Origin of the sequence: Amycolatopsis sp. NPDC059235 (genome assembly GCF_042754125.1) — a bacterium.
Lineage (GTDB): Bacteria > Actinomycetota > Actinomycetes > Mycobacteriales > Pseudonocardiaceae > Amycolatopsis > Amycolatopsis albidoflava.
Genome location: NZ_JBHZAG010000033.1, coordinates 59,619 through 76,418, shown reverse-complemented (window position 1 = coordinate 76,418; position 16,800 = coordinate 59,619). Strand labels below are relative to the sequence as shown.

11 protein-coding genes and 2 tRNA genes are annotated in these 16,800 nt (G+C 69.2%); 9 read left to right on the top strand and 4 right to left on the bottom strand.

The annotated features are described in order from the left end of the window. Positions 1-107 precede the first annotated feature (107 nt). Positions 108-830, top strand: a complete 723-nt coding sequence (locus tag ACFXI3_RS22320) for a dienelactone hydrolase family protein (protein ID WP_378401806.1) — start codon at positions 108-110, stop codon at positions 828-830. Here the strand turns inward: ACFXI3_RS22320 and ACFXI3_RS22315 are convergent. Then, on the bottom strand, positions 827-1,960 hold the full coding sequence (locus ACFXI3_RS22315; protein WP_378401804.1) for an ROK family protein: 1,134 nt from the start codon (positions 1,958-1,960) through the stop codon (positions 827-829). The two genes, ACFXI3_RS22320 and ACFXI3_RS22315, sit on opposite strands and share 4 nt — an antisense overlap. Before the next feature lie 78 nt (positions 1,961-2,038). On the opposite strand from ACFXI3_RS22315, the gene xylA reads away from it, so the two are divergent. Together xylA and aspS are read left to right on the top strand one after the other, a co-directional pair. Continuing rightward, the gene (xylA, locus tag ACFXI3_RS22310) at positions 2,039-3,187 is read left to right on the top strand and encodes a xylose isomerase (protein ID WP_378401802.1); all 1,149 of its coding nucleotides are present in this window, start codon (positions 2,039-2,041) and stop codon (positions 3,185-3,187) included. 288 nt (positions 3,188-3,475) lie between these two features. Then, on the top strand, positions 3,476-4,720 hold the full coding sequence (aspS, locus tag ACFXI3_RS22305) for an aspartate--tRNA(Asn) ligase (protein ID WP_378401800.1): 1,245 nt from the start codon (positions 3,476-3,478) through the stop codon (positions 4,718-4,720). Between the two features lie 51 nt (positions 4,721-4,771). Here aspS and ACFXI3_RS22300 read toward each other — a convergent pair whose 3' ends face one another. Then, a complete protein-coding gene (locus tag ACFXI3_RS22300; protein WP_344283554.1) occupies positions 4,772-5,224 on the bottom strand; it encodes a MarR family transcriptional regulator in 453 nt (150 codons plus the stop codon). A 334-nt stretch (positions 5,225-5,558) separates the two neighbouring features. On the opposite strand from ACFXI3_RS22300, the gene ACFXI3_RS22295 reads away from it, so the two are divergent. Further along, on the top strand, positions 5,559-6,887 hold the full coding sequence (locus tag ACFXI3_RS22295; protein ID WP_378401798.1) for a protein kinase: 1,329 nt from the start codon (positions 5,559-5,561) through the stop codon (positions 6,885-6,887). Positions 6,888-6,981: 94 nt separating this feature from the next. Continuing rightward, entirely contained in the window at positions 6,982-7,143 is a 162-nt protein-coding gene (locus tag ACFXI3_RS22290; protein ID WP_378401796.1) for a hypothetical protein, read from the top strand. 30 nt (positions 7,144-7,173) lie between these two features. On the opposite strand, the gene ACFXI3_RS22285 is transcribed toward ACFXI3_RS22290, so the two are convergent. Further along, positions 7,174-8,685, bottom strand: coding sequence for a SpoIIE family protein phosphatase (locus tag ACFXI3_RS22285; RefSeq protein WP_344283546.1), 1,512 nt, complete (start codon positions 8,683-8,685; stop codon positions 7,174-7,176). A 155-nt stretch (positions 8,686-8,840) separates the two neighbouring features. Here ACFXI3_RS22285 and ACFXI3_RS22280 point away from each other — a divergent pair, with 155 nt between their 5' ends. Further along, on the top strand, positions 8,841-13,568 hold the full coding sequence (locus ACFXI3_RS22280) for a HAMP domain-containing protein (RefSeq protein ID WP_378401794.1): 4,728 nt from the start codon (positions 8,841-8,843) through the stop codon (positions 13,566-13,568). Here ACFXI3_RS22280 and ACFXI3_RS22275 read toward each other — a convergent pair. Further along, positions 13,537-13,610 (bottom strand) — tRNA-Gly (locus ACFXI3_RS22275). The genes ACFXI3_RS22280 and ACFXI3_RS22275 overlap by 32 nt on opposite strands. A gap of 100 nt (positions 13,611-13,710) precedes the next feature. Here ACFXI3_RS22275 and ACFXI3_RS22270 point away from each other — a divergent pair. The 3 genes from ACFXI3_RS22270 (at position 13,711) to ACFXI3_RS22260 (ending at position 16,666) form a co-directional block, all read left to right on the top strand. After that, positions 13,711-13,784: transfer RNA gene (locus ACFXI3_RS22270), tRNA-Pro, on the top strand. A gap of 1,501 nt (positions 13,785-15,285) precedes the next feature. Then, complete coding sequence (locus ACFXI3_RS22265; RefSeq protein WP_344283539.1) at positions 15,286-15,756, top strand: hypothetical protein; 471 nt, start codon at positions 15,286-15,288, stop codon at positions 15,754-15,756. Between the two features lie 100 nt (positions 15,757-15,856). Next, positions 15,857-16,666 (top strand): hypothetical protein, encoded by an 810-nt coding sequence (locus tag ACFXI3_RS22260; protein ID WP_378401792.1) that lies wholly within the window; start codon positions 15,857-15,859, stop codon positions 16,664-16,666. Positions 16,667-16,800 lie beyond the last annotated feature (134 nt).

The following is a 16,800-nucleotide window of genomic DNA, read 5'->3' as shown; positions in this document are numbered from 1 at the left end:
TCCTAACATGTTTCTGAGAGCACCGCGAGAGGGTCACCTGAATGGACGTGTCCGCCGACGGTGAACAGGACCCCGCCGAGGCACGGTGCTCATTACGGTGGGTTCTCATGGAGACCGTCACGACGCGCACCGTCGAGTACCAGGCCGACGGACTCACCATGGTCGGGCGCCTCGCGCTCCCCGCGGGCACCGGCCCGCGGCCCGCGGTCCTGATCGGGCCCGAAGGCACCGGCCTCAACGACTTTCAGCGCGCCCGAGCCGACGCACTGGCCGAACTGGGTTATGTCGCACTGGCCTTCGACATCCACGGCGGCCGCTGGTTCACCGATCCCGACGAGATGCTGGCCCGCTGTCTGCCGCTGCTCGACGACCCCGAGCGGATGCGCGACATCGGCTACGCGGCGCTCGACGTGCTGCGCGCCGAACCGCGGACCGACCCGAACCGGATCGCCGGGATCGGTTACGGCACCGGCGGCGCGATCGTGCTGGAACTCGGCCGCGCCGGCGTCGATCTGCGCGCGATCGGCACGGTCAACGGGCTGGTCACCGGACGGCCGGGCGAGGCCGCGAACATCCGCTGCCCGGTGTGGGCGGGCGTCGGCTCGGAGGACCCGATCATGGCGCCCGCGCAACGGGACGCGTTCGCCGCCGAGATGCAGGCGGCGGGCGTCGATTGGCAGCTGACGGTCTACGGCGGCGCCCTGCACGCCTTCCACCACCCGCCGGTCGGCCCGAAACAGAGGCTCGTCCCCGGCGTCGGCTATCACGCGCGGCACGCCGAGCGGGCCTGGCGCGACGTCGTGACTCTGCTTGCCGAGAACCTGGGCTAGCGGGCGAGGAACGGCCCCGGATCAGCCAAGACGTGATGGATCGTCCGGCCTGCCGCACCGAGCGTCGCGGCGGAATCGCCGAGGGCGGACGGGTTCAGCACCGGCACCGAACCGCGCAGGCCGGTCAATCGCGCCCGCAGCACCTCCTCCGCGGCGGGGGCCAGCCAGGGAAACAGCGGCCCGAACACCCCGCCGAGCACCACGCGGTCCACGTCGACCAAATTGACCGCCGACGCCAGCGCCAGCCCCAGCGCCTCCCCCGCCGCCGCGACGGCTGACAGCGCCGCATCGTCGCCCGTGCTCAGCGCATTGGAGAAGGCGTCCACTGTGGATACTCCGGCCGCGGTGAGCATCGCTTCCTGCCCGGCGTAGGTCTCCAAACAGCCGACCGCGCCGCAGCGACAGGACGGGCCGGACGGGGAAACCAGTACGTGCCCCAGCTCTCCGCCGGTGCCGCGGAACAACCGCGAGTCCACCACCAGTCCCGCGCCGATGCCGATTTCGCCGGAGACATAAAGGAAATCCTCGGCTCCGGCACCGAACCACAGCTCGCCCAGCGCGCCGAGGTTGGCCTCGTTGTCCACCGAAACCGGGACCGGCAGCTCCAGCTCGACCGGAACGTTCCGCCACCCCAGGTTGGGCGCGCTCAGCACCACGCCGTCCCGCACCGGACCGGACACCGCGAGCACTGCCCCAGCGACGGTCAGTCCCAGCTCGCGCGCCTCCGCCAACTCCGCGGAAGCCAGCTCCCGCACCGCCCCCAGCACAGTTTCCGCTAGCACTCCACGGTTGTCTCGCTCGATCCGGACCGACCGGCGGACCGTGCCGGTCAGGTCCAGGACGCACGCGGCGAGATAGTCCACATTGGCCTCAAGCCCCAGCGACGCGATCCGCCCGCCGCTCAGCGACACCTCAACGCCAGGCCGGCCGCGCTCTCCCGCCCGCACCGCGGCGGTCTCGGCCAGGAAGCCCGCGTCCACCAGCGAACCGACCAAAGTGGACACTGTCGATTTCGTCAGCCCGGTGAGCTCCGCCAGCGCGGCGCGGGTCAGCGGGCCGCCGCGGCTGATCTCGCCGAGCACCAGCTCGAGGTTCCGCGCACGCATCGCGTCATGCCGAACCGGCTCCATCCGAACCTCCGCTCTTGACGGCCGGGCGGCCGCGGCGCAGTATTTAGTCTACATCGTGAACTAAATGAAGGGACGGGCATGGCCGACTACGCCCCCGCGCCGGAGGACAAGTTTTCGTTCGGGTTGTGGACCGTCGGCTGGCCCGCCGCCGACCCGTTCGGCGTCGCCACCCGGCCGCCGCTCGACCCGGTCGAGAGCGTGCACCGGCTGGCCGACCTGGGCGCATACGGCGTCACCTTCCACGACGACGACCTCCTCGCCACCGAGCCGGACCGCGACGCCGCGATCGGCAAGTTCAAGAAGGCGCTGGCCGAAACCGGCCTGCGCGTGCCGATGGCGACGACGAACCTGTTCAGCCATCCGGTCTTCAAGGACGGCGGCCTGACCAGCAACGACCGCGACATCCGGCGGTACGCGCTCACCAAGGTCCGGCGCAATCTCGACCTCGCCGCGGAACTCGGCGCGCAGACCTACGTCCTGTGGGGCGGTCGCGAGGGCGCGGAATCCGACGCGGCGAAAGACGTCCGCGCCGCGCTCGCCCGGTACAAGGAAGGCCTCGACGTCCTCGCCGACTACGCCGTTTCGCAAGGCTACGACCTTCGCTTCGCCCTGGAGCCGAAGCCGAACGAACCGCGCGGCGACATCCTCCTGCCGACGATCGGCCACGCACTCGGCTTCATCTCCCAACTGGACCGGCCCGAGCTGTTCGGGCTGAACCCGGAGGTCGGCCACGAGCAGATGGCCGGACTGAACTTCGTGCACGGCATCGCGCAGGCGCTGTGGCAGGGCAAGCTGTTCCACATCGACCTCAACGGCCAGCACGGCCCGAAGTACGACCAGGACCTGATCTTCGGCCACGGCGATCTCACCAGCGCGTTCTTCCTCGTGGACCTCCTGGAGCACGGCGGCTACGAAGGCCCGCGCCACTTCGACTACAAACCGCTGCGCACCGAGGATCCCGAAGACGTCTGGATTTCCGCGGCGGCGAACATGCGCACGTATCTGATCCTGCGCGAGAAGGCACGGGCATTTCGAGCCGATCCGGAAGTCGCCGAAGCGCTTGCCGCCTCTCGAGTTCCGGAGCTGGCCACGCCGACGCTCTCGCCCGGCGAGACCTTGGACGATCTGGCCGCCGACGAGTTCGACGTCGAAGCGGCTGGTCGACGCGGCTACCACTTCACCCGGCTCAACCAGCTCGCACTGGAGCACCTGCTGGGCGTCCGGTAAATCAGGCGACGCAAGCGGCAGCACTGTTCTACCGTTGCGAGCAACACGTTGAAGGAGACGAGTAGCGCGGGGCACGGCGAGGGACAGAGAGCTGCCGCCGGTGAGAAGGCAGCGTCGCGGCCCCGCGCGAAGACACTCCTGAGTGCGGGGAGGAAATGCCCCGCCGGCCCGGCCGCCGTCATCCGGTCAGAACGAGGCCGCCCGTTGGCGGCGAAGGTGCGGTGGCACCGCGAGTGTCCCTTCTCGCCCGCACCCCCAAGGGGTCGCCGAGTGCGCTCAGGAGAAGGAATGAGTACCCGCACCCCGGTGGCCTGCCTGCGTGACCGCGTGGGCTCCACCGCAACGATCGCCGGCTGGGTGCACCGCCGGCGAGTGCTGAAATCCGTGGCGTTTCTCGTCATTCGCGACCGGTCTGGGACCGCGCAGGCGGTTTTCACCGAGCCGCCGGAGGTCGCCGAGGAGACCGTCGTCCGGCTCACTGGCGAGGTGGTCGCCAATCCGCAAGCGCCGCAAGGCGTTGAGCTGCGAGAGCCCGCGGTCGAGGTGTTGTCCACGCCGGAGAAACGGCCGCCGTTTGACCTTTATCGGCCCGAGGTGACCGCCGGTTTGCCGGTAGTGCTGGACAATGCAGCGGTCGCGTTGCGGCATCCGCTGCTGCGCAGCCGGTTCGAGGTCGCCGCAGCCAGTGTCGCGGCGTTTCGGCGAGCGCTGGACAATCAGGGGTTCACTGAGATTCATACGCCGAAGATCGTTGCTACCGCGACGGAATCCGGCGCGAATGTGTTCCGGCTGGACTACTTTGGCCGCTCGGCTTATCTCGCCCAGTCGCCGCAGTTTTTCAAACAGGCCATGGTCGGCGTGTTCGAGCGAGTGTATGAGGTGGGACCGGTTTTCCGGGCCGAACCGCACGACACCGCCCGGCATCTGGCTCAGTACACGAGTCTCGACGCGGAACTGGGCTTCATCTCCGACCATCGCGAGGTGATGGCAGTGCTGCGCGACGTCGTAGCGGAGATGGCCGCCGCGGCCGGACCGGACGCGCCTGCGGTGCCGGACGAGATCCCGTCGATCGATTTCGCCGCGGCACAAGAACTTCTGGCCCGCAACACCGGCGAGGACCCCCGTGGCGAACCGGACCTCGCGCCCGCGCACGAACGATGGCTGTGCGAATGGGCTGGGCGGGAGCACGGGTCGGAATTCTTGTTCGTGACCGGATACCCGATGGCGAAACGGCCGTTCTACACCCACCCGGACCCGGCGAACCCGGCCAGGTCGAACAGTTTCGACCTGCTGTTCCGCGGCCTGGAACTGGTGACCGGCGGCCAGCGGCTGCATCGGTACGCGGACTACCTGGCCGCACTCGGCGAGACGGCCGGGCAGTACTCGGACTACCTCGACGCGTTCGCGTACGGAATGCCGCCGCATGGCGGGTTCGCGATCGGGCTGGAGCGATGGGTCGCGCGAGTGCTGGGCGTGCCCAACGTGCGCGGGGCGACCCTCTTCCCTCGCGACCTGCACCGCCTGCGGCCGTGACCGCCCCGTGAGGGGAACCCCGCGGAAATCAGGGTTCCCCTCACGGGCAGCTCACTTGGCGGCGAAGGTGAGCGAGCCCAGCGCGGTCACCAGCGGAGCCAGCTCAGGCAGTTCCTCCGCCTCGCCCAGCGCGGCGGAAAGCGCCGCGTCGTGCGTCGGGCGGGCGGCGGCCAGCAGCTTCTGGCCGGACGGGGTGACCTCGGTGTAGATCCCGCGCCGGTCGTCCTGGCACAGGTACCGCGACAGCAGGCCGCGCTCCTCCAGCCGCGTGACCAGCCGGGTCGTCGCGGACTGGCTCAGCACCACCGCGTTGGCGAGCTGGCTCATCCGCAGGTGGAAGCCGTCCTGGCGGCCGAGCACGTCGAGCACCGTGTACTCGCTCACCGACAGCTCGTGCTCGCTTTCCAGCGCGCGGTTCAGCCGGTCCTCGATCCGCGCGTGCAGCGCCGCCAGCGTCCGCCAGCCTTGCGCGCGCGCCTCGACGGCGTCGTCCGACACCGACATGGTGCACCTCCTCCAGGCGGCCCAGGTTGCGGGCGGCCGCTGCCCCGAGCGTCCTCGGCGCGCGCCCGTCTCGATGTAGCTGCAAGTATTGCGCGCGCCGGTAGTATCCAGATGCCACTGTACTCGCGAAACACCAGACGGGTCGCCGCGGAACCTGGGCCGCACCGCCCGCGAGGCCAATCCGCCGTCCGGAGCACGGCTGAGCAGGCATTACACCCCGCGCGCGGACGGCGGCGCGCCCTCCTCCGGCGTCCCCCGAACCGTGCCACCGCTTTTGCCCTCGCCGTCCGGCGAGTAAGTTGTCCCCGCTACCCGGGGGAAAGGTGATCGGCGAATGACCGGCGCTGGCGATTCGGACGCGGCCACGACCGCGAGACGGTTCGCGCTGGGCCGGTACGGGCCCGCGCCGCTGGTCCTGGCCGGCCGGTACGAGGTGGGCGAGCGGATCGGCGAAGGCGCGACCGCCTTCGTGCACCGGGCCGAGGACCGCGAAACCGGAGCCGCGGTCGCGGTGAAGCTGTTCCACGCCGGAGCGGTCGACCTGGGCCGCAACCGCCGGGACCAGGAGATCGCGGCACTGCGCGCGGTCCGGCATCCGGGGCTCGTCGGGTTCGTCGACGCCGGGGTCGACGAGGGGCACGCGTACCTCGTCATGGACTGCGTGCACGGCCCCAACCTGTCCGAATGGCTGCGCTCCGGACCGCTGCCCGCCGACCGGGTCGTGGAGCTGGGCGCACAGCTGGCCGAGGCGCTCGCCCACGTGCACGCGCACGAGGTGACGCACCGGGATCTCAAGCCCGCCAACATCCTCATGTCCGACGACGGCCCGCGGATCGCCGACTTCGGCGTCGCGCGGATCGTGGACGCGACCCGCGTGACCGACACCGGCGCGGTCGTCGGGACCGCCGCCTACCTCTCGCCGGAGCAGGTGCTCGGCGAGCACCCAGGCCCGGCTTCGGACGTCTACGCGCTGGGGCTCGTTCTCCTGGAATGCCTCACCGGCGTCCGCGAATACCCGGGCACGGCGGCGGAAACCGCGGTGGTGCGGTTGCATCGGGCGCCGCGAGTGCCGCCGGGCACGCCGGAACCACTCGCGAGGACTCTGCGCGCGATGACCCTGCGCGATCCGGAAGAAAGACCCTCGGCGACCGCCGTGGCGCGTGCGTTGCGCGGCACGGAAACGTTGCGGCTCCCGATCAAAACGCGACTGGCGGTCTTCTGCCGCCGCCACCGGGTATCCCGGCGGCGCGCGGTGCTCGCCGCGGGCCTGCCGGTGGTACTGGTCGCGGCCGGGACCTTGCTGCTGGCGACCCCGCTCCGTCCGGGAACCGGGTCCGCGCCCGGCCCCGAACCGGCTCCGGTTCCGGTTTCTCCGCCCTCTTCCGCTCCGCCCTCTTCCGCTCCGTCCGATTCACCGGATTCCGCGCCCCGGCACTCGTCGTCCGCGCCGCCGGTCCGTTCGACGAACGCGGCCACGCCCGCGCGGACCACGACTGTTCCGCCCGGCACGCCGGTCAGCACCGGCCCGTCGCTGCCCAGCCAGGCGAGCCAGGCCAGCCAACCGGGCCAGCCCGGCCGCACTCCGCCGAAAACCCCGCCAGGACAGACAAAACGGCCCCGGGACCCCGGCGCCGGCCCGCCGCGCGAGAAGACTCCACATTAGACACACCGACCACCCGGTCGGCTGACCCGGCGCAATTCGGTGGCGAAGTCGTTCCCGGCGCGCGATCCTGGTGGCGAGCGGGGAGGTGGAGGCGATGACCGCGCACGCACGCCGGTTCGGACGGCAGTGCCGAGAACACTTCGAGCACCCGGAAACCGCCCGCGCGACCGAGCCGAAACAGGACGTCAAGACCGCGCCGGAGCCGGAGCAGGCGGCGAAGGCCGAACCGGAGCCGGAAGTCCAGCCCGGAAAGTGAATTTTCCGTGCCGGGCAAGGAAAGCCTGAGCTACTCCGCGCGCGGCGCGGCCTCGATCGCCAGCACCGCGATGTCGTCGTGGCCGGAATTCCCGAGCCACTCCCGCACCGCCTCGCGCAACCGGCGCACGACTTCCCGCGCCGGTTGCCCGACGCAATCCTCCAGCACCGTGTAGAGCCGTTCGTCGCCGAACAGCTCGGTGGATTCCGTGCGGTTGCGGGCTTCGGTGACGCCGTCGGTGTAGAGCAGGCAGACGTCGCCCTCGTCCAGATGCGTCGTCGCCTCGGCGAAGCGCGCCTGCGGCGACACGCCGACCAGGGTGCCGGGCACGCTGATCTCCTCGACGCCTCCCCCGCGCCGCAGCACGAGCGGCGCGGGATGGCCGCCGGAGGCGAGCGTGACGTCGAGGCCGGACTCCGCGGCCGCGACCGAACCGAGCACGAGCGTCGCGAACCGGTTGCTGCCGCCGGAGATCAGGAGTTCGTTGAGCAGCCGCAGCATCGTGCGGCCGTCGCGTTCGACGAGGTGCAGCGCGGCCAGCGAATGCCGCACCCGGCCGGTCAGCGCGGCCGCCTCGGCTCCCTTGCCGCAGATGTCGCCGACGACCACGAACGCGCTGCCGTCGTCGCGGGAGAGGACGTCGTAGAAATCGCCGCCGACGCCGAGGACTCCGCCGGCGGGTTCGTACCACAGCTCGAAGTTCGCGCCGTCGACCTGCGCGGGCGGCGTCGGCAGCAACGTCGATTCAAGCCCGCGAGTGGCTTCCTCCTGGCTGGCGTAGCGCTGCGCGTTGGCCAGCGCCGTGCCAGCCGCGTCCGCGAACGCCTCGACCGCCTGGCCCTGTGCCGGCCCGAACGCGGGCTCGCCGCGTCTGCCGAGCAGCACCGCCCCCGCCATGCCGGAGCCGAACGAGACCACCGAAACCTCGAGATGCCCCTCGAACGGCTCGGCGACCGCCGCGGGCAGCGCCGCGACCTCCGTGGCCGGCACCGCGCGAATCTCGGGCCGGGCGACGTCGGCGATCGCGTCGGACACCACCGGCGCGAGCTGCGCCGGCACCCGCCGGATCCGGCCGTGGCCCGCCGCGCCGTGCTCGGTGCAGCTCCACCACTCCCAGCGGCCGCGGGTCGTCGGCAGCAGCACGAAGGCGCAATCGCCCAAAGCGGACGCCGCCAGCTCCGCGATCACCCGCGCCGTGCCGTGCCGTCCGCGCGCGAGCGCCAGTTTCGGACCGGCCTCGGCGAGGAACTCTTCCGGACGGCGGCGGCCGTCGTCGACCACGGTCCAGGCGCGCCAGCCGCCGGGAAGCACCCGGATCTTGGCCGGCCGGTGGCCGACCTTGCCGGTGGTCTCGGTCACGCCGACGAGCTCCGCCGGGCCGAGCCGCTCGGCGGCCGCGTTCGCCCAGCGCAGCGCCCCTTCGGGATCCTGCAGGAACACCGGCTCCCGCACGTCGTCGAGCACCGAGCGCCAGAATCCGGCGTGCCCGGGCAGCTCGGCGCCGGGTGGCAGGGCCGACGCCGGAGCGGGCCGTGACACCATGCACGAACCTCCTGCCTCCGGGTCGACCTGACGGTCCTGGTCCTTCCAGGTTGGCACAGTGTGCGCGGGCGGACTGGGTCGAAGTGTAGGGCGAACCATGGCACGCTGGGTCGACGACCATGGCTGGCACACGCGTGGTGGGAAGGTCGGCAAAGATGACAGAGTCCCCACAGACTTCCGGGAGCCCCCGGAACTCCGGGGCCCAGGAACCGGAATTCGTCCCGGCGAGCGAGGTCGCGGCGCTGGAGCGGCTGCTCGGCGCGGTCCACGACCTCGGGGACGGCAACTTCCGGCGGCGCTTCGTCGCGCACGGGGACGGGATCACCGCCCGGCTCGCGTCGGCGTTCAACGACATCGCCGAACGCAACCAGCGGCTGGTGACCGAACTCATGCGCGTGCGCGGCGAGGTGGGCCAGGAGGGCAAGCTCACCGAGCGCGTGCGCACCGAGATCGGCCCCGGCGGCTGGGCCACCGCGGTCGACACGGTCAACGGGCTGATCGAGGACGTCAGCCGTCCGGTCGTGGAGCTGGACCGGGTGCTCGGCGCGGTCGCCGAGGGCGATCTGTCGCAGCCGATGGCGCTGCAGCTGGACGGCCGTCCGCTGCGCGGGCAGTACGCCGAGCTGGCGAAGACCGTCAACGGGCTCAACGCGCAGCTGTCGCGGTTCGCCGCCGAGGTGATCCGGCTCTCCCGCGAGATCGCCGGAGAAGGCCGTCTGGGCGGTCAGGCCGAGGTCCCCGGCGTGGCCGGCACGTGGCGCGACCTGACCGACTCGGTCAACTTCCTCGCCGACAACCTCACCGAGCAGGTCCGCAACATCGCCTCGGTCACCACCGCGGTGGCCCGCGGCGACCTCACGCAGAAGATCAACGTCGACGCCCGGGGCGAGATCCTCGAGCTCAAGAACACCATCAACACGATGGTCGACCAGCTCTCGTCCTTCGCCGACGAAGTCACCCGGGTGTCGCGGGAGGTCGGTTCGGAAGGACGGCTCGGCGGCCAGGCGCGCGTGCCGGGCGTCGCGGGCACCTGGCGCGACCTCACCGACTCGGTGAACCTGATGGCGGACAACCTGACCGACCAGGTCCGCAACATCGCGCAGGTCGCCACGGCGGTCGCGGCGGGCGACCTGACGAAGAAGATCGACGTCGACGCCCGCGGCGAGATCCTGCAGCTCAAGACGACCCTGAACACGATGGTCGACCAGCTCTCGTCCTTCGCCGACGAGGTCACCCGGGTCGCCCGCGAGGTCGGCAGCGACGGCCGCCTCGGCGGTCAGGCGGAGGTCCCCGGCGCGGCGGGCACGTGGCGCGGCCTGACCGACTCGGTCAACCAGATGGCGGACAACCTGACCGACCAGGTCCGCAACATCTCGCACGTGACCACCGCGGTCGCGAAGGGCGACCTGACGCAGAAGATCACCGTGGACGCCCGGGGCGAGATCCTCGAGCTCAAGACCACGATGAACACGATGGTCGACCAGCTCTCGTCCTTCGCCGACGAGGTCACCCGAGTCGCCCGCGAAGTCGGTACGGAAGGGCAGCTGGGCGGCCAGGCCACCGTGCCCGGGGTCGCGGGCATCTGGCGCGACCTGACCGGCTCGGTGAACTTCATGGCCAACAACCTCACCGCGCAGGTCCGCAACATCGCGCAGGTCGCCACAGCAGTGGCGCGCGGCGACCTGACGAAGAAGATCGCGGTCGACGCGCGCGGCGAAATCCTCGAGCTCAAGACGACGCTGAACACCATGGTCGACCAGCTCTCGTCCTTCGCCGACGAGGTCACCCGAGTGTCGCGAGAGGTTGGCACGGAAGGAAAACTCGGCGGTCAGGCGACCGTGCCGGGCGTGGCGGGGACCTGGAAGGACCTCACCGACAACGTCAACTTCATGGCCAACAACCTCACCGACCAGGTGCGGAACATCTCCCAGGTCACCTCCGCCGTGGCGCGCGGCGACCTGACGCAGAAGATCACCGTCGACGCGCGCGGCGAGATCCTCGAGCTGAAGAACATCCTCAACACGATGGTCGACCAGCTGTCCGCCTTCGCGGACGAGGTCACCCGCGTCGCGCGTGAGGTCGGCACCGAAGGCCGCCTCGGCGGCCAGGCGCGGGTCCCCGGCGTCGCGGGGATCTGGAAAGACCTGACCGACAACGTGAACGTCATGGCCGACAACCTCACCGTGCAGGTGCGGAGCATCGCCACGATGGCGAGCGCGGTGGCGAACGGCGACCTGTCGAAGAAGATCTCCATCGACGCGGCGGGCGAGGTCGCGGCGCTGGCCGGGACGCTGAACGACATGGTCGAGACGCTGCGCGCGTTCGCCGACGAGGTCACCCGGGTCGCCCGCGAGGTCGGCACGGAAGGCATCCTCGGCGGTCAGGCGCGGGTGCCGGGCGTGGCCGGGACCTGGAAGGACCTGACCGAGAACGTCAACTTCATGGCGCACAACCTGACCAGTCAGGTGCGGAACATCTCGCAGGTCACCACGGCGGTCGCGCGCGGCGACCTGTCCCGCAAGATCGACGTCGACGCCCGGGGCGAGATCCTCGAGCTCAAGACCACGATGAACACGATGGTCGACCAGCTGTCCGCGTTCGCCGCGGAGGTCACGCGTGTCGCCCGCGAGGTCGGCACCGAAGGCAAGCTCGGCGGTCAGGCCGAGGTCGAAGGCGTGTCCGGCACCTGGAAGCGGCTGACCGAGAGCGTGAACCAGCTGGCGGGCAACCTGACCACCCAGGTCCGCGCGATCGGCCAGGTCGCGACGGCGGTGACCGCGGGCGATCTGACCCGGCACATCACCGTGGACGCGTCCGGCGAGCTGGCGGACCTCAAGGACAACATCAACCAGATGATCGCGAACCTCAAGGAGACCACCTCCGCGAACCGCGAACAGGACTGGCTGAAGACGAACCTGGCGCGGCTGTCCGGCCGGATGCAGGGCCACCGCGACCTCGCGTCGGTGGCGACGCTGATCCTGTCCGAGCTGGCCCCGCTGGTGAGCGCGCAGCAGGGCGCGTTCTTCATCGCGCACGACGAAGAGGACGCGGGCGACCCGGACAAGCTGCTCGACTGCATCGCCGCCTACGGCCTCGCCCAGGCCCGCACCGGCCTGCGCTTCCGGCTCGGCGAATCGCTGATCGGCCAGGCCGCGGTGGACCGGCGGACGATACTGGTCAACGGCGCTCCCCCGGAGTACGCGCTGGTGTCGTCCGGGCTCGGCTCGGCCCCGCCGGTGAACGTGATCGTGCTGCCGGTGCTGTTCCAGGGCGAGGTGCTGGGCGTGCTGGAACTGGCGTCGGTCAACGAGTTCTCCGCGGTGCACCTGGACCTGCTGGAGCAGCTGCGGCACACGATCGGCGTCAACGTGAACACGATCCTGTCGAACTCGCGCACCGAGGCGCTGCTGACCGAATCGCAGCGGCTGGCCCAGGAACTGCGCGCGCGGTCCGAGCAGCTGCAGGCCCAGCAGGGCGAACTGCGCCGGTCGAACACCGAACTGGCCGAGAAGGCGGCGCTGCTGGCCCAGCAGAACCGCGACATCGAGGTCAAGAACATCGAGATCGAACAGGCCCGGCAGGAGCTTGAGGAGCGGGCCGGGCAGCTGACGGTCGCGTCGCAGTACAAGAACGAGTTCATGGCGAACATGTCGCACGAGCTGCGAACTCCGCTCAACAGTGCGCTGATCCTGGCGAAACTGCTGTCGGAGAATCCCGAGGGCAACCTCACGGAGAAGCAGATCCAGTTCGCGAAGACGATCTGGGCGGCGGGGTCTGACCTTCAGCAGCTGATCAACGACATCCTGGACCTGGCGAAGGTCGAGGCGGGCAAGCTGGACCTGCAGATGTCCGACGTGACGCTGCCGGAGCTGGTCAACTACGTCGAATCGCTGTGCCGCCCGCTGACCGCGGACAAGGGCCTGGAGTTCGCGGTCCTGATCGACCCGCCGGTGCCCGGCAGCGTGCACACCGACGAGCACCGCCTCCAGCAGGTGCTCCGGAACCTCCTGTCGAACGCCGCGAAGTTCACCGACGAGGGCGGCGTACGCCTGCACATCCGGATGGCGGACCCCGAAGAGGTCGAGCAAGAGTCCCTGCGCTCGGCGGCCGGGATCATCGCGTTCGGCGTCGAAGACACCGGAATCGGCATCCCTGAGGAGAAGCTGGAAGTCATCTTCGACGCCTTCCGCCAGGCGGATGGAACGACCAGCCGCAAATACGGCGGCACGGGCCTTGGCCTGTCGATCAGCCAGCAGCTGACGGAGCTGCTGAGCGGCGAACTGCGCGTCAGCAGCGTCCCCGGCCGAGGCAGCACCTTCACGCTGTACCTGCCGGTGGGCGCCGCGAACCTGATCGCCCCCACGACGCCCGTGCGCCCGACGCCGAAGCTGCCGGTCCTGCCGAGCACCATCACAGTGGCAGAGCCGAACAGCGCCCCGAAACGCTTCAACAGCGAAAAGGTCCTCATCGTCGACGACGACCTGCGCAACGTCTTCGCCCTCGCGGCGGTCCTGGAACAGGCCGGCCTGGAAGTCATCTACGCCGACACCGGTGTGGCCGGAATCCGGGCACTGGAACGCCATGAGGACACCGCACTGGTGCTGATGGACGTGATGATGCCGGAACTGGACGGCAACGCGACCATCGCCGCAATCCGAGCCGAAGCGGCCCACGAAGACCTGCCCGTGATCGCCGTCACAGCGAAGGCGACGGAGGAAGACCGCGAACGAACCCTGGCCTCGGGAGCGGACGACTACATCACGAAGCCGGTGGACACAGACCTGTTGCTGGACGTGATCGCCGCCCGCCTGGAGGCGGACGCGGCGTCGTCCTCTTCGGAGGTGGAACCGTTGGAGCGGGTGACGGGAATCGAACCCGCGTAGCTAGTTTGGAAGACTAGGGCTCTACCATTGAGCTACACCCGCAGTGCCCTCGGTGACCCGGGAGCGAAGCCAGCTTAGCGTGCCCGCTAGGGTGGGTCGTACACCCCCCGGGTACCGGGGTTTCCGGAGGCTTCGGGGGTGCCGGGATGTGGCGCAGCTTGGTAGCGCATCCGCTTTGGGAGCGGAGGGTCGCAGGTTCAAATCCTGTCATCCCGACATTGCGTTGGAGGGGCTGGACCTGCGGGTTCAGCCCCTTTTTCATGCCGTCGCGCGCGGGGCGGGTGCTGACGCGGCGCTCACTGACACTCCTCTTTGAGGATTTTCACCTGCGTGCCCGAACTCTGAAGCCCGCTCCGCCGGCCTGGCAGGCGTTGATCGACGAGTGGGCTATGTCACTCGAGGCCGAGAACACCTGGCTCGCCGACCCGGTCGCACTGCCGGAAGCCGACGACACTGCTCCGCCGGAACCGAGCACCACCCGATGGCCGCATGAAACCACCGCACATCCAGGACCAGCCGATTCCTATCACCCCGGTGGAATTCATCAAGCAGGCGCTCCGGAACTGCCAAGGCCGCGACTTTCACAGCCGCCGCGGCGAAGCGATCATCCGACTCATCCGGGACACCGGCGTCGCCTCGCCGAAATCGCCAACATCGACCTGGAGCGCGCTCCCATCGCGCCGTCAACGTCCTCGGCAGAGGCGGCAAAGCCCTCGGCCGCTACCTCCGCGTCCGCGCGCCATCCCTACGCCGACGCCACCACCAGACTGTGGCTCAGCGACCACTGCCGCAGCACGCCGCTGTCACCGAACGGCATCAAGATCATGCTCCGCCCGGATTCCGGGCCGAGCATCCGACGGGAGTGTCCTCTCGCCAGGGGATCCGCAGAACAAGCGTGAGCCGACTGCGAATCCATTCCAGCGGGGCCGACAAGCGCGAAGATCGGCGCGAATGAATACTAGCGGGCGAGACATGCGAAATCGTCACGGCTCAATGCAATCGTTTCTCCAGACAGTTTCTCTTGCGGTTTCTCCTGACTGTCCCGCGCACAACGAACCGATTCGAAACAGCCGATGGACGGCGTCGATGTTCGCTCGTCCATAGTGCACCAACCGTCCTTGCGCCAATCATGGCAGTTATGGGAATGTCAGGACCGCAGCGCAACGACCGGGAGAATCATCTGCATGCTGGGGATTCATTCGCCTCACCGCTGTGAATATGCGGTGTCAGCGTCACTGCGAGGTGCGGATCGGCGCGCCAGCCGACGCTTCGCGTCTGCTCGCATGTGCTCGGTTCCTTGAGCAACGGGGAGAATAGCTGTGATCGGAACAATTATCGACGAAGAGCCATCCTGGCGGCGCTCGCCGCCGCGACGCTTGCCGCATCGCTTGCGCACGGAACCGCGTCCGCGCAGGAATCACGCGGCTGACACCAGCAAGGCCTTGTTTGCCATCGGTTTTCCCTTGGGACTGCCGGAAGCTGCGCATCGACCATCGCACCGGCGGTTGCGCTCGCTCCTGGGCCTGCCCGCCGCCAGATGATTTCAAGCGACCGCCGTGTGGCCGGAATGAGGACAGGAGCATCGCAAGAACTACTGCCGACGCTGGATCAGTCAGGCCCGCCCAGGGTCGCGACGTTGATCTGATCATTCGTCCGGGAGAACAGACGTACACCTGCCCGGCAAACTGGTGTCCAACCGGCCAGGGAGAATTGCGCCATGACTGACGACGTCACGTTCGAATTCCGCTCGGCCTGGTGCAGGCTGACGATGGGCTCCGGCCCGCAACGGCAAACCTTCCACGCAACGGGGCTCAACGACGCCTTCGGAGACCTCGCACAGGCCGTCGCGAACCTGGCCCGCCCGAGGCCGGTGGTGGAGTTGCAGTCCGTGCTGTGGGGCGATGAACCAGGCGGAGTCTTCCTGGACTTCGCCTCGCCGGTAGCGGACCACCTCGCGCTGGTGGTGCACGCGGTGGCGATCCGCACCTGGATCACCGCGCCGGACTGGACACCCGAACGAGGCGAAGTGCTGCTGCGACAGGTCGCGCCGCGCCACGAACTCGCCAGCGCCTTCCTGCGCGGCTTCGAAACCGTCAGCGCGGCCACGAAACCGGGAGGCATCATCCCAGGCTGGCCACACCCATTCCCAGACACAGCTGTCACCGAGCTCCGCCGCGCACTCGGCTGACATCCTCCAGAAACCGCAGTGCTTCGTCCACGTCGTCAGGAAGGATTCGGGACCTATCATGAGATCTCCGGGCTTTGCCGACATTTTCAGACGCCTCGGAATGCTGGCCATCATCACGACAGGGGCGCTGCTCGCAGCGAACACCACCGCGACTGCGGCCGCGCCGATCAAGGGATATCAGGACTGCTTCAAACCTGCCACCACCGAGGACTACTTGGTCACATCGGTGCGCAACACGGACACCTACCGCACCGTCAACCTGCGCTGCGGCCGCCATGACGTCGGCGACAAAGCCGGCTTCGGTGTCCGGCACATCAACGACCGCCGCCCGCCAATCACCACGGCGACAGTCCAGTGCATCGAACATGTGCTGAGGAGCGCCAAGTACGAAGGGCCGGCCAGCGGAAAGAACAACGTCTCGTACACCATCTCGTCGCCGAACATCGACGCCGTCGTGATCGTCAACGTCGAGACCGACAACGTGGTGACCGCCTACACGTCGCAACCCGGCTCGTCAACGAGCAACAACTGGGAGGGTTGCTTGGGCATCCCGGCCGCTGCGCAGCACACACCGGACTTCGCGAAAAGCGGCATCACGCCGTATTCGGGAGACAGCTGCTGGTTGGGGCCCTTGGGTTTCCGCTCAGTCTGCGAGAACGTGCACGGGGAGAAGCTCCACGTCGACACTCTCGATGCGAGCGAGGGCCTTCCGCCTTGGGCGGACTCCAGTTGCGCGACACCAGTGCTGTACGCCAACGGCCGGATGTTCCGCCTGGGCTTCTACACCTGCAGCAAACTGGGCACATTGAAGCAGCACTTCGCCATGAACAACGACTTTCCGAACAACCTGCAGCTGTGTCTCGGCTGGACCGACATCGATCACCAAGCCTGCCTCACCGTCCACGACTGACGCGGGGCCGTACATCCAGCGACCGCAGGCCCGCATCCATCGCCGACGAGACCGCTGCAGTCCCAGATCTCGCCTCGACATTCGATAACAAGGCCGCGATACGCCACGACCCTCCTATTTGAGGATTCTCGCTC

What these genes read in the sequence shown, in the direction of transcription:
- ACFXI3_RS22320 (WP_378401806.1), top strand. Translation starts at nt 108, where the DNA reads ATGGAGACCGTCACGACGCGCACCGTCGAGTACCAGGCCGACGGACTC.
- ACFXI3_RS22315 (WP_378401804.1), bottom strand. Translation starts at nt 1,960, where the DNA reads ATGGAGCCGGTTCGGCATGACGCGATGCGTGCGCGGAACCTCGAGCTG.
- xylA (WP_378401802.1), top strand. Translation starts at nt 2,039, where the DNA reads ATGGCCGACTACGCCCCCGCGCCGGAGGACAAGTTTTCGTTCGGGTTG.
- aspS (WP_378401800.1), top strand. Translation starts at nt 3,476, where the DNA reads ATGAGTACCCGCACCCCGGTGGCCTGCCTGCGTGACCGCGTGGGCTCC.
- ACFXI3_RS22300 (WP_344283554.1), bottom strand. Translation starts at nt 5,224, where the DNA reads ATGTCGGTGTCGGACGACGCCGTCGAGGCGCGCGCGCAAGGCTGGCGG.
- ACFXI3_RS22295 (WP_378401798.1), top strand. Translation starts at nt 5,559, where the DNA reads ATGACCGGCGCTGGCGATTCGGACGCGGCCACGACCGCGAGACGGTTC.
- ACFXI3_RS22290 (WP_378401796.1), top strand. Translation starts at nt 6,982, where the DNA reads ATGACCGCGCACGCACGCCGGTTCGGACGGCAGTGCCGAGAACACTTC.
- ACFXI3_RS22285 (WP_344283546.1), bottom strand. Translation starts at nt 8,685, where the DNA reads ATGGTGTCACGGCCCGCTCCGGCGTCGGCCCTGCCACCCGGCGCCGAG.
- ACFXI3_RS22280 (WP_378401794.1), top strand. Translation starts at nt 8,841, where the DNA reads ATGACAGAGTCCCCACAGACTTCCGGGAGCCCCCGGAACTCCGGGGCC.
- ACFXI3_RS22265 (WP_344283539.1), top strand. Translation starts at nt 15,286, where the DNA reads ATGACTGACGACGTCACGTTCGAATTCCGCTCGGCCTGGTGCAGGCTG.
- ACFXI3_RS22260 (WP_378401792.1), top strand. Translation starts at nt 15,857, where the DNA reads ATGCTGGCCATCATCACGACAGGGGCGCTGCTCGCAGCGAACACCACC.